This window comes from Micromonospora sp. WMMD1102 (assembly GCF_029626265.1).
Lineage (GTDB): Bacteria > Actinomycetota > Actinomycetes > Mycobacteriales > Micromonosporaceae > Plantactinospora.
Genome location: NZ_JARUBN010000001.1, coordinates 2,080,227 through 2,091,805, shown reverse-complemented (window position 1 = coordinate 2,091,805; position 11,579 = coordinate 2,080,227). Strand labels below are relative to the sequence as shown.

9 protein-coding genes are annotated in these 11,579 nt (G+C 73.0%); 4 read left to right on the top strand and 5 right to left on the bottom strand.

Annotation, left to right across the window (positions count from 1 at the left end):
• Nucleotides 1-196: 196 nt before the first annotated feature.
• Nucleotides 197-1,894 carry a heme peroxidase family protein gene (locus O7626_RS09415; protein WP_278060773.1) on the top strand — a complete coding sequence of 566 codons (1,698 nt, stop codon included), beginning with the start codon at nt 197-199 and terminating at the stop codon, nt 1,892-1,894.
• 197 nt (nt 1,895-2,091) lie between these two features.
• Here the strand turns inward: O7626_RS09415 and O7626_RS09410 are convergent, their stop codons facing one another.
• A complete protein-coding gene (locus O7626_RS09410; protein ID WP_278060772.1) occupies nt 2,092-3,126 on the bottom strand; it encodes a sigma-70 family RNA polymerase sigma factor in 1,035 nt (344 codons plus the stop codon).
• Between the two features lie 38 nt (nt 3,127-3,164).
• Nucleotides 3,165-4,748, bottom strand: coding sequence for a phospholipase D-like domain-containing protein (locus tag O7626_RS09405; RefSeq protein ID WP_278060771.1), 1,584 nt, complete (start codon nt 4,746-4,748; stop codon nt 3,165-3,167).
• 253 nt (nt 4,749-5,001) lie between these two features.
• Between O7626_RS09405 and O7626_RS09400 the strand changes: the two genes are divergently transcribed.
• Entirely contained in the window at nt 5,002-6,009 is a 1,008-nt protein-coding gene (locus tag O7626_RS09400) for a CPBP family intramembrane glutamic endopeptidase (RefSeq protein ID WP_278060770.1), read from the top strand.
• Here the strand turns inward: O7626_RS09400 and O7626_RS09395 are convergent.
• From O7626_RS09395 to O7626_RS09385, 3 genes are all read right to left on the bottom strand, one after another.
• On the bottom strand, nt 5,960-7,684 hold the full coding sequence (locus O7626_RS09395; protein WP_278060769.1) for a CocE/NonD family hydrolase: 1,725 nt from the start codon (nt 7,682-7,684) through the stop codon (nt 5,960-5,962). The two genes, O7626_RS09400 and O7626_RS09395, sit on opposite strands and share 50 nt — an antisense overlap.
• A gap of 194 nt (nt 7,685-7,878) precedes the next feature.
• Nucleotides 7,879-9,150 carry an FAD-dependent monooxygenase gene (locus tag O7626_RS09390; protein ID WP_278060768.1) on the bottom strand — a complete coding sequence of 424 codons (1,272 nt, stop codon included), beginning with the start codon at nt 9,148-9,150 and terminating at the stop codon, nt 7,879-7,881.
• A gap of 51 nt (nt 9,151-9,201) precedes the next feature.
• Nucleotides 9,202-9,765, bottom strand: coding sequence for a MarR family transcriptional regulator (locus O7626_RS09385; protein ID WP_278060767.1), 564 nt, complete (start codon nt 9,763-9,765; stop codon nt 9,202-9,204).
• A 155-nt stretch (nt 9,766-9,920) separates the two neighbouring features.
• Here O7626_RS09385 and O7626_RS09380 point away from each other — a divergent pair, with 155 nt between their 5' ends.
• Together O7626_RS09380 and yaaA are read left to right on the top strand one after the other, a co-directional pair.
• Complete coding sequence (locus O7626_RS09380) at nt 9,921-10,583, top strand: NAD(P)H-dependent oxidoreductase (protein WP_278060766.1); 663 nt, start codon at nt 9,921-9,923, stop codon at nt 10,581-10,583.
• 71 nt (nt 10,584-10,654) lie between these two features.
• Nucleotides 10,655-11,452 carry a peroxide stress protein YaaA gene (gene yaaA, locus O7626_RS09375; RefSeq protein WP_278060765.1) on the top strand — a complete coding sequence of 266 codons (798 nt, stop codon included), beginning with the start codon at nt 10,655-10,657 and terminating at the stop codon, nt 11,450-11,452.
• The last annotated feature ends 127 nt before the right edge of the window (nt 11,453-11,579 follow it).

The window sequence follows — 11,579 nt, the reverse complement described above, 5'->3', positions numbered from 1 at the left end:
GCCCTAAGTCGACCGAGACCGGCATGGTGCACCGGAGCCGAGGCGGCTGGTCCGCGCCGATCGCGGACGTCCACGGGGGATCCAGACTCGACGTATGCACGTTCCGTCGTCGTGCCTACGTACGTGTCGCGCACCTCCCTCCCCCGTGCGCCGAACCGGAATCCGGGTGCCGGTCACCACGAGGGAGGAACGACGAATGAAACGGCACATGCGGGAGGACTACCTCGTCGAGGGCGAGGGCCTGCTCAGCTTCGACGAGAACCACGAACCGACCACCCGCCGCCCGTCCACCACCGCCGAGCTGCGCAAGTTCCGGTTCTCCCGGCTCGGGCCGGAGGGACGGACGCTCTCCGAGCAGACCCGCACGGCCCTCGCCGAGGCGATGGTCGCCGGGGCGAATGCCGACTCCGCCGACCCGGCCGTACCCGCCGGTTACACGTACCTCGGTCAGTTCGTCGACCACGACCTGACCATGGACAACACCGCCGCCGCGCTGGGCGAGGACGTCTCCGTCGACGAGCTGCTCCAGGGCCGCTCCCCGGCGCTGGACCTGGACTCGCTCTACGGCCGGGGACCTGAGGACCGGCACGACCGGGTCTTCTACGCGGCCGACGGCGTACACCTGAAGACCGGGACCACGGCGGCGGTCGCCGGTGCGGACCCGGTGGTCAACCAGGACCGGGACGGCTTCGACCTGCCCCGCTCGGGGCTGGGTTCGACCAAGCGGGAGCGGCGGGCGGCGCTGATCCCGGACGCCCGCAACGACGAGAACCTGGTGGTCGCGCAGACCCACCTGGCGTTCATCCGGTTTCACAACCGGGTGGTCGACCAGTTGGCCGAGGGCGGGCTGGCCGGGCGGGCACTGTTCCGGGCCGCCCGCTCGGTGGTGGTGAAGCACTACCAGTGGCTGCTGGTGCACGACTTCCTGCGCCGGATCGTCTCGCCCGACGTGGTCGACGACGTGTTCAGCCGGGGCCGGAGGTTCTTCGAGGTCTCCCCCGGCTACGGCTTCCGGCGGCGGGACCGGGCCGTGCAGCCGGGCGACCGGCCGACGATGCCGATCGAGTTCTCCGTCGCGGCCTACCGGCTCGGACACAGCATGATCCGCGCCGTGTACGACTGGAACCGCGTCTTCAACACCTCCGACCACCCCGACGTGCTGGCGCCCGGCACCCTGGAACTGCTGTTCCAGTTCTCCGGGACCAGCGGCATCCTCTCCCCGGACGGCACCGTCGCCGACCCGGAGTCGGGGTCGTTCGAGCGGCTGCCCACCAACTGGATCGCCGACTTCCGCCGCCTCTACGACTTCACCGAGGCCGGCCGGGACGACCTCGTCGCCGTCGTCAGGCGGGACGAGACCGATCCGGGACAGCGGCAGCTCAACCTGACCCAGCGGATCGACACCCGACTGGTGGACCCGCTGCGCAACCTGCCGCTCGGCGCGTTCGGCGGCCAGGACGCCCCACCGGCGATCGAGCTGAACCTGGCCTTCCGCAACCTGACCCGGGCGGTGATGGTGCGGCTGGCCAGCGGGCAGCAGATGGCCCAGCTCCTCGACCTGGTGCCGCTGAAGGCCGACGAGATCCTGGGCGGGCTGGACGGTGCCGTGCTGGACGGGCTGAGCGACGAGCAGCGGACCGAGTTGGCCGGCAACACGCCGCTGTGGTTCTACGTGCTGCGCGAGGCGGAGTTCAACGGCGGCCGGCTGGACGGCGTCGGCGCGCGGATCGTCGCCGAGGTCTTCCACCGGGCGATCGAGGGCAGCCGGATCTCGATCCTGCGCGACCCGACCTGGCGGCCGACGCTCGGCCCGGACGACCGGACGTTCCGGATGGTCGACCTGCTGCTCCACGCCTTCGAGGGCCGGGCCGAACTGCTCAACCCGGTCGGCTGAGCCGAACCGCACCCGTGCGCGACGTCCCCGCCGGACCACGGTGGGGACGTCGCGCGGCGCGGCGCGTGGCAACCGTGGCATCGGTCCGTTCCCGGTCGGCCGGTGACCTGGACACCAGGTGCGTCACCGCGCTCGCGTAACGCACCTGGTGTCCAGGTGAACACGAGTCGGGCAGGCGGCAGCCCGGCCCCGGAGGCTCAGGCAGCGGGCAGGGCGGGGGGCAGGTCGAACGCCGGGAAGAGCCCGGGGTCGTGGAACGCGACGATCTCGGTGATCTGGCCGCCGCCGAACCAGAGCAGCGAGATCGCGACCGGCTGGTAGTGGAGGTCGCCGGGCCGCCGGACGTACCCGGCCAGCGCCGGCCGCCCGTTCGCCCGGGTCGGCAGCGTCCGGAACCGGCCGACGTAGTCGGGCAGCGCCGGATCCCAGCTCCCCGCCAGCGCCCGGAGCACCGACTCCCGACCCTGGAACCACAGCGGGTACGGCGGCATCGTCGTGCGGACGTCCTCGGCCAGCAGCTCGGCCATCGTGGCCAGGTCGGCCCGCTCCAGCGCGTCGACGTAGCGGCGCAGCACCGCCAGCTCCCGCTCGGTCGGCTCGGCCGGGGCGGCCCAGTCGAGGCGGCGGGCCGGCAGGTGCTCCCGGAGTGTCGCGCGGGCGCGTTGCAGGGCGCTGTTCACCGACGCCACGCTGCCGTCGAGCAGCGACGCGGCCTGGCTGGCCGGCCAACCGAGCACGTCCCGCAGGATCAGCACGGCCCGCTGGCGCGGCGGCAGGTGCTGGATCGCGACCAGGAACGCCAGCTCGATCGTCTCCCGGCTGACCGCCACCGCGTCCGGCTCGCCCTCGCTCGGCGCGGCCGGCTCCCACAACCGGTCCGGGAACGGCTGGAGCCAGCTGTCGGTGCCCGGCGGCAGGTCGCCGGACGGGTCCCAGGGCCCGCTCAGGTGGTGCGGCAGCAGCCGGCGGGACCGGCTGTCGAGGGCGTCCAGGCAGGCGTTGGTGGCGATCCGGTAGAGCCAGACCCGGACCGTGGAACGGCCCTGGAAGCCGCCGATGTTCTTCCAGGCCCGCAGGAACGTCTCCTGGACCAGGTCCTCCGCGTCGTGGTAGGAGCCGAGCATCCGGTAGCAGTGCACCCGCAGCTCGCTCCGGTGCCGCTCGACAAGTGCGCCGAACGCCGACTCGTCGCCACCCCGCGCCGCGGCCACCAGCCCGTCGTCGTGTTCCACCGGTTCGGACCTCCACCCTGCGGTTCGAAAGGTCAGGTCTACCAGTTGCCGGCGCGGCGGTCCCGCCAGGCACGCCCGTCCGGGTCGTAGACCAGCCGGTACGCCGGTACCGCCCAGAGCCGCTGGTACCACGGCAGCCGGCTCGTCTCGTGCGGGACGAGCCGGCCCGGTGGCCGGGGCCCCTGCCGGCCGCCCGCGTGCCAGTTCCGCAGGGCGTTGGCGGCGGCCTCGACCGCGTCGACGGCCGACTCCGGGTCGAGCAGGTCTCCGTCGTCGCCGGGCGCCCGGTCCAGGTGCTCGCGGAGCAGGGCCAGCCGCAGGTCCCGGGGGAAGCGGCGGGCGCCGTCCCCGAGACCGGCCGGGTCGCGCGGCTCCCGCTCGTCGGGGGTGTCGTCGAGGACGGCGCAGGAGAGTTCGCTGTCGTGGGTCCAGGAACGCCGGTTGAAGTTGTCGCTGCCGACGCTGCACCAGACGTCGTCCACCACACAGACCTTGGCGTGCACGTAGACGGGGGTGCCGGCGTGGTTCTCCACGTCGTACACGTGCACCCGGTCGGCGGCGGCCGCCCGGCAGAGCGCGATGGCCTGCTCCCGGCCGACCTGGTTGGGTGGCAGCGCGAGCCGGCCGTCCACGTCCGGATGCCGGGGCACCACGGCGATCAGGTGCAGGTCGGGGTTGTCACGCAGCGCGTCGGCGAAGAGCTTCGCCACCTCCCGGGACCAGAGGTACTGGTCCTCCAGGTAGACCAGCCGGCGGGCCCGCTTGATCGCCTTCGTGTAGCCCCGGGCGACCGTCTGCTCGCCGAGCCTGGCGAACTGGTAGGCCGGGCGCATCGCCGGATAGGTGCGCAGTACCTGGATCCGGTGCGGTCCGCAGGGCGGCGGGTCGGGCGGTTGCGGCGGCAGCCGGTCGGCGTGCAGGTCGGCGCCGCGCAGCTTGTCGCGCAACGTGCTGATCGGGCCGTGCTGGTCCAGCGGCGCCGGGTCGGTCCAGCGTTCCCGGAAGCTGAGGTCGAGCGCGCCGACCACCGGGCCACGCAACGCGAGCTGCACGTCGTGCCAGGGCGGATGCTCGCCGTACGCCTTCGCCATCCGGAGTGCCTGCGGGTCGCCCCGGTGGTCGGAATCGTCGCGCCGGCTGTGACACAGGTCGATCCCGCCGGCGAACGCGATGTCCCGCTCCGGCCGGCCCGGGTGCCGGAGTACGACGATCTTCTGGTGGTGCGAGCCGCCGCGCCGGACCCGGTGGTCGAGGAGTACCTCGCCACCGGCCTCGCTGACCTCCTCGCCGAGGTGCCGGTTCTCCTCCTCGCTGTAGGTGAACCGGTCGAGGTGGGAGCGCCAGATCAGGCCCTTCACGATCACGCCCCGCCGGGCGGCGGCGGCCAGCAGTCCGGCGATGGTCGGGCCGCCGTCGCGGAGCCGCTCGTCCGGGTCGCCCCGCCAGTCGGTGAAGAAGACGTGGTCGCCCTCCTCGAGGGCCTCGACCTCGGTGGCGAGCCGGTCGAAGTAGGCGGCGCCGTGTACCAGCGGCTCGGCCAGGTTGCCGTCGGTCCAGACGGGCAGGTCGGAGTCGGGATTGTCCCGCTCCGCCCCACTGAGAAACCAGTCCTGAACAGGCACACCGCACCCTCCGTAGGCGATCACCCCACCGTAGGACGGGTGCCGCCGCCGTGCATCCCGTACGCGCCGTTCGGGTCCGCCGCCCGCCCGGCTCGGGCCGGCAGGCGCGAGGTTGCGGTATGCCTGGCTCCACCGGGGATCCGCCGGCTACCCGTAGTGACCGGATCCGGGGTCCGGTGATGTGCTCGCACCATTCGTCCGAGCAGCCCGGCGGGTCGGTCCAGCCGGGCGGCCGACCCCGATTGGAGCGCCCGTGAGCACAGCGCCACGGACCAACCCGCAGCTAACCCGACGCCGCCGGCTGGCGGACCTGGTGGCCCGGCGTCCACTGGCCGCGTACTTCACGATGTCGTACGCGCTGACCTGGCTGGCGTGGACCCCCTACATCCTCTCCGAGACCGGGCTCGGGGTCCTGCCGCTGCGCTTCCCCGAGGTGCTCGGCAGCTCCCAGACGCTTGGCCTGCTGCCCGGCGCCTACCTGGGCCCGGTCACGTCGGCGTTCGTGGTGACCGCCGTGGCCGGCGGGCGGCCGGCACTGCGCCGCTGGGCGGGCCGCCTGGTCAGGTGGCGGGTCGGCGTCGGCTGGTACCTGTGGGTGCTGTCCGTGGTGCCCGTCGTCGCCGTCGTCGCCACCCTGCCGCTGGCCGGCGCCTGGGCCGACCTGCGGCTACCCGCCGGCACCGTCCTCGTCGGCTATCTGCCGATGCTGGTCCTCCAGTTCCTCACGACCGGCGTCGCCGAGGAACCCGGCTGGCGGGACTTCGCGCAGCCCCGCCTCCAGGCCCGGTACGGCCCGCTCGGCGGTTCGCTCGTCCTCGGGCCGCTCTGGGGCGCCTGGCACCTGCCGCTGTTCTTCAGCGAATGGGCCGGTTGGCCGAACGTGGACTGGCTGATGGCGGCCGAGTTCGTCGGTTCCGCCGTACTGCTGAGCATCGTGATGACGTGGCTGTTCAACCGCACCGGCGAGAGCCTGCCGCTGGTGATGCTCTTCCACGCGCACATCAACGCCGTCTCCTCGCTGCTCTGGCCGGCGATGTTCCCGTCGCTGGACGCGTTCGGCGACTCGCTGCACGCCCTCGCGATCGGCGCGGGCGGCGGGGCGGTGCTGCTGCTCGTCGTGACGCGTGGTCGCCTCGGTTACCGGCCCGATGCCGTGGCACCTGCCGCCGGGAATCCGGCCGACCTGCCGGACCCCCCTGGCCCGCGGCCGGTCAGCTCGTCAGCGGCAGGACGAGTCGGCTCGGCGAGAGCTGGACTGTGACGCCGGCCGCGGCCGGGTCGGTGGTCAGGTACTCGCCGTGGTTGGCAACCAGCACCAGGCCGATCCGGCTGCCGGCCGGGAAGAGGTAGTCCTTCGGCTCCAGCCGGATCGTCACCGGGTACGCGGTGCCCGGGGTCAGCGGCGTACCGGCCGTCAGCGAGTCGCGGTTCTTGGCGTCGATCGCGCCCCGGCTCACCACCCGGGTCGGCACCCCGTCCGTGTAGTGCACCAGCAGCGCGGTCAGCGGCGTACTCGTCGAGGTGGCGGTGAACCTGACCTCGGCCGTGCCGGCCCCGGCCAGCCGACGGGCGGTGCCCAGTGCCGGGACGAGGTAGACCAGCCGGTTCGGCTTGGCGGTCTCCGGCTGGCTGGTCATCGCGTACTCGAGCTGGCCCCGGCTGTCGGTGAACGACTGGCTGGCCGTCGGGCCGGGCGCGGTCAGCAGGGTGCCGGCGGCGCCGCTGCCCGGTCCGCCCAGGTAGTAGTCGGTCGAGGTGACCGTCCCGGGCCAGCTCGGATAGGTGCTCGTGGTGCCGCCCGGCCGCTTCACGGTGGCCTGCGGCTCGCTCATGATCCCGTTGTCGATGTCGTAGAGCCAGTGGTCCATCCAGCGGCCGACGGTGTCCCGCCCCACCAGGTCACTGCCGAACGGGTCGGTGTGCCCGCCGTCGTGCAGCCACAGCTTGCGCGGCACCCCCTGCGCGGCGATGGCGTCCCAGTACCGGCCGAAGTGGGTGGTCTTGGTGTTGTTGTCCTGCTGGCCGTGCACCAGGAAGACCGAGGCGTCCACCGAGGCCGCCCCGTCCCGGTAGTCGCGCTGCTGCCAGAAGGCGTTCATGTCGGCGGTGGCGTCGTCGGCCGCGTCGCCGAGCGCGGTGTAGCGGGCGTCGCACTCGGCGTCGTGCGCGGGCGAGGAGACGTACCGGGCCAGGGACTCGGGGTACCGGCTGCCGAAGCCGCCGTAGGCGATGCCCTGGGCGCGGGCGTAGTCGTACCAGGCGGAGATGGCGGCGATCGGGACGATCGTCTCCAGCCCGTCGATGCCGGTCTCGGCGACGCCGATCGGCAGGGTGCCGGCGTACGAGACACCGATCATGCCGACCGCGCCGGTGCTCCAGTCGGCGACTGCCGGCGTACCGTCGGCGTAGCTGGCCGTGGTGCGGCCGTTCAGCCAGTCGATCACGGCGCTGGCGCTGCGGACGTCCTCCGGGCCGCCGATGGTGGCACAGCCGTCCGATCCGGCGGTGCCCTGCATGTCGACCTCGACGACGGCGTAGCCGCGCGGCACGAAGTAGTTGTCGTACCAGGCGGTGAAGTGTGCCGGGATGATCAGGTCGCCGCGGGCCCTGGCCGTGCTGTCCCCGAAGTACGGGCTGGCGTGCATCACCGTCGCCACCTGGAGCCCGGCCCCGGTCTCCTCGGGCCGGATCACCTGCGCGGCGATCCGGTCGGTCGCCCCGTCCCCGTCACTGTCCATTCCGGAGCTGACGTAGACGGTCTCCTGGATCGCCGCGTCCCGGGCGAAGACGGGCTGGGTGGCACCGTCCTCGATCACCAGGCCGGGCGGGGCGGCGGCGGCCGGTCCGGTGCCGACCAGCGCACCTCCCGCCGCCATCGCCCCGGCCACCAGGACGGCGAAGAATCTGGGCACGCTCGTGCCGACACGATGACGCATGGTCCCTCCCCCGTTCGGACACCTGGCGCCACGATATCGACCTGACCCGATCTGACGAAAGTCGATGTACTTCTCTCCGCGCGAGAGCCGTCACCGCTGCCGCGCCCGGCCGGTCCGCGAGGTCACGTCCGGCCCGGTCCGCGAGGACACGTCTGGCCCGGTCCGCGAGGACACGTCTGGCCCGGTCCGCGAGGTCACGTCCTGTCCAGAGCCGAGGGCGCGGCCGGCCGGCCGTCGACGATGGCGGCGTCGTGCCGGTAGATCCAGGCGATCGCCCCGAACGACCAGTCCGTCCCGCCGCTGGCCATCCGGGCGTCGCGTTCCCGCTGCTCGGGTCCGTCGGGGAGATGGAACCGGATCTTGTTCTCGGCCGACAGCGCCTGCATCCGCGAGGTCCGGGGCAGGCGGACACGCTCGTAACGGACCAGCGCCGCCGCCGGGTCCGGGCCAGCCTCGACCAGGCAGCTGGTCAGCGCCGCGCCGTCCTCGATCGCCTGCGCGGCGCCCTGGGCCAGGAACGGCAGCATCGGATGGCAGGCGTCGCCGAGCAGCGTGACCCGCCCGGCCGACCAGCGCGGCAGCGGCGGCCGGTCGAACAGTGCCCAGACGTACGTCTCGTCCACCGACGCGAGGATCTCGCGCACCTGCGGATGCCAGTCCGGGTACGCGGCCAGTGCCTCGGCCAGGTCGCCGCGATCCGTCCAGGACTCCCGGGTCCAGGCGTCCCGCTCCACCACCCCGACGAAGTTGACCAGCCGGCGTCCGCTGACGAAGTAGTGCACGAAGTGCCGGCCCGGCCCCATCCAGACCTGACCGGAGACGTCCAGGTCGAGATGGCGCAGCCGGTGCGCCGGCACCAGCCCCCGGTACGCGACACAGCCGGTGAACCGGGCCGCCTCGGCACCGAACAGCTCCCGCCGGACCGTCGAGTGGATGCCGTCGGCACCGACCAGCACGTCACACTTCACCCGGGTGCCGTCCGCGAAGGACGCCGTCACGACCTGACCGTGGTCGGTCAGCCCGGTGAACCGGCGGCCGAGGTGCAGCCGGTCGGCCGGTAGCGCCCGAGCCAGTGCGCCCAGCAGGTCGGCACGGTGCATCTGGTAGTACGGGTAACCGAAGGTCTGCTCCAGCGGTGTGCCGAGCGGTGCGCGCAGCAGGGTACGGCCGTCCGCCCAGCGACGCTGGTGCAGCGCGACCGGCCGTACGCCGGTCCGGGCGAGTTCGTCGGCGAGGCCGAGGCGGTGCAGGATCCGGGAAGCGTTCGGGCTGACCTGCACGCCCGCACCGATCTCGGCCAGCGTCGGCGCCTGCTCGAAGACCCGCACGTCGAAGCCGGCGCGGAGCAGCGACAGGGCGGCGCTGAGCCCGCCGATGCCAGCACCGACGACGGCGACCCGCAGGCCGTCCGGTGTGGACGTGGACGCTTCCGCCCGACCGGTGGCCGAGCCGTCGGCGTACCCCATCCGGTCAATATAACGACGGCGTGGGCTCCCGCGCGTGGCGTGGCCAGCCGGTCAGCGCCGTCGGCGGCTGCGGTTCTCGTGCTGGTGCATCTCGTCGACGACCTGGCAGGCGTTGTGCATCGGGTCGAGCCGGTCGGCGTGGATCGCCACCCGTTGCAGCAGTTCCTTGAAGGCCGCCTCGTCCCGGCCGAGGACCCGGAGGATCTCGGCCTCGGCGGCGGCCAGGGCGGCCTGCCGGTCGCGCCAGAGCGTCTTCCCGGCGTCGGTGGCGACGACCCGGCGGCTGCGCCGGTCGGCCGGGTCGGGCTGCCGGGAGACCAGCCCGGCAGCCTCCAGATCGTCGATCAGGTAGGTCAGGACGGTCCGGTCGATGCCCAGTTGGGCGGCCATCGCGCCCTGGTTGGTCGCCAGGTTCTGGCTGGCCGAGGCGACGACCTGGTAGCCGCGGGGACCGCCGGGCACGTCCTTCACGATCTCCTCGGCGGCGCGGAGGTAGCGCCGCATGATCACGCCGAGCGCCCAGCCGAAGTCGTCCTTGAGCAACTCCGCCGCGAGCCGCCCGCCGCCCTCCTCGGCAGGGGCGGCGGATGGCGCGGGAGCTGCGGTGTCGGACACGTGACCAGCATACCCGTCCAAAAGATCATCGCTGGCGAGATCTTCTGTGAGACAGAAATATTTTGATAGAGATAATCTAGACCACAGTTCTGCGGTGGTGTCGCCGATCGGTGACTAAGTTGGTCGTGCTTGCAGAACTTCTCTGGGAGGTAACAGTGAGTCTCTTCCGACTCGACGCCAGCATCCGTGGCGAGCAGTCCGTCAGCCGTGCCGTGGCCGACACCGCCGAGGCGGCGTGGCGACGTACCCATCCGTCCGGGGTGATCGTCCGGCGCGACCTGGCCGCCACACCGGTACCCGCCGACGCCTGGCCCACGGCGGTCGTTGCCGGATTCGTCCCGGCCGACCAACGCACCGAGACGCAGGCGCGGGCCTCCGCCCTCGCCGCGAGCTACGTCGACGAACTGATCGCGGCCGACACCTACCTGTTCGCCGCGCCGCTCTACAACTACGGGCCCTCCCAGCACGTCAAGGCCTGGATCGACATGCTGCTCATCGACCCCCGGCTGGCTCCGGGCCAGGTGTCACCGCTGCGCGGCCGGCCGGCGGCGCTGATCGTCACCCGGGGCGGCGGCTACGGCCCGGGTACCCCCCGGGAGGGCTGGGACCACGCGACGCCGTACTACCGCCGCGTCTTCGCCGACCTCCTCGAACTGGACCTGCACGTCAGCGAGGTCGAGCTGACCCTGGCCGAGGTCACTCCGGCGATGGAGCCGCTGCGGGACCTGGCCCGGCAGAGCCTCGAAGCCGGCCACACCTCGGCCGGCAAGCACGGCGAGCTGCTGGCCCAGCACGTGCTGGGCAGGGTGGCCGCCTGAGGAGGAGGCGGGTGGCACGAGCGGGGCGGGGTGCCTGACCGGGGCGGGGCGGCTGCGTAGGCTTGCTGGTCGTGCTGATCCTGCTGCCCCCGTCGGAGGGGAAGACGCCGCCCCGCTCCGGCCGGCCGGTGAACCCGGACACGCTGTCCCACGGGACGCTCCAGCCGGGCCGGGAACGTGTCCTCGACGCGCTCGTCGCGCTCTGCGCGGATCCGGACCGGGACCGGGCCCGGGAGGTACTCGGACTCAGCCCGGGGCAGGACGCGGAACTGGACCGCAACGCCCGGCTGCGTACCGCGCCGGCCCAACCGGCGGCGAAGGTCTACACCGGCGTGCTCTACGACGCCCTCGACCTCGGCACCCTGCCCGCTCCGGCCCGCGCCCGCGCCCGGCGCCGGATACTCGTCTTCTCCGGGCTCTGGGGCGTGGTCCGGACCGACGACCGGATCCCGGCGTACCGCTGCCCGGTCGGGGTGCAGCTGCCCGGGGTGGGCGGGCTGGCGGCGTACTGGCGGGGACTGCTCGACCCGGCACTCACCGAGGCGGCCGGCGGCGGGCCCGTCCTCGACCTCCGCTCCAGCGGGTACGCGGCGATGTGGCGGCCCACCGGCAAGCTCGCCGAGCGCACCGTGACGGTCCGGGTACTGCACGAGCAGCTGGTCGGCGGGGAGGTCCGGCGTTCCGTGGTGAGCCACTTCAACAAGGCCAGCAAGGGGCGGCTGGTTCGTGACCTGCTGCTGGCCGGCGCGGCGCCCCGATCCGCGGGCAGGCTCGTCGAGGCGCTGCGCGACCTGAAGTACACGGTCGAGGAACAGCCGGCGGTCGCCGGTCGCCCCCGCCAGCTCGACCTGGTGGTCACCGAACTGTGATACCTGCCGGGCCCCTGGTGACCCGCCGGCCGGGCGACCGGCGACCCGCCGGGCGGGCCACCGGTTGACGCGGGAGAGCTAAGATCGGCTCTCCGTTCGCAGCCATCGAATCCACTGTCGGGAGTGG

What these genes read in the sequence shown, in the direction of transcription:
- O7626_RS09390 (WP_278060768.1), bottom strand. Translation starts at nt 9,150, where the DNA reads ATGGGGTACGCCGACGGCTCGGCCACCGGTCGGGCGGAAGCGTCCACG.
- O7626_RS09415 (WP_278060773.1), top strand. Translation starts at nt 197, where the DNA reads ATGAAACGGCACATGCGGGAGGACTACCTCGTCGAGGGCGAGGGCCTG.
- O7626_RS09395 (WP_278060769.1), bottom strand. Translation starts at nt 7,684, where the DNA reads ATGCGTCATCGTGTCGGCACGAGCGTGCCCAGATTCTTCGCCGTCCTG.